The sequence below is a fragment of the Xanthomonas pisi DSM 18956 genome, assembly GCF_001010415.1.
Classification (GTDB): domain Bacteria; phylum Pseudomonadota; class Gammaproteobacteria; order Xanthomonadales; family Xanthomonadaceae; genus Xanthomonas; species Xanthomonas pisi.
The window spans coordinates 1-401 of record NZ_JPLE01000331.1 but is presented as its reverse complement, the minus strand read 5'-3'; the positions used below and the strand labels follow the sequence as shown (position 1 = coordinate 401).

At 58.9% G+C, this 401-nt stretch carries 1 protein-coding gene; it reads right to left on the bottom strand.

All coding sequences use genetic code 11. The annotated features are described in order from the left end of the window. Positions 1-360: toprim domain-containing protein (locus Y887_RS19935; protein WP_211257046.1), on the bottom strand; the 360-nt coding region annotated here is incomplete at its 3' end. Positions 361-401: the final 41 nt, after the last annotated feature.

Here is a 401-nt window from a genome sequence, read left to right as displayed (position 1 = left end):
GGCTCCCTCAGGCCATGCAGGGAAAACCAAACCGATGCCGAGGGCATCAGCTGCTTTCGTAGCAGCAGCACGGCCAGGATTACCACTTGTTCCCCGATCATCATCACCTGCAACGATCAAAGTCATTTGAGGGTAGCGCCGACTGAGCTCCTGGCCGGCTGGCAGCAGGTTGCCGGCATTCATGGCAGCGGCTACCGGGGCTCCAGTCGTCTCGTGAATGGTCGCCCCGGTTGCCCAGCCTTCGCAGATATAAAGCGGCATACCTTTTGTGAACGCCCCAATAGGCGAGTAACAACCGTTGACCCGCCCCCCACCCAGGAACCGTTTGGTACCGTCAAGAAAGATACGCTGCACGTTCACGAGCTGGCCTTGGTAGCAGAGCGGGACTAACAAGACTTCGC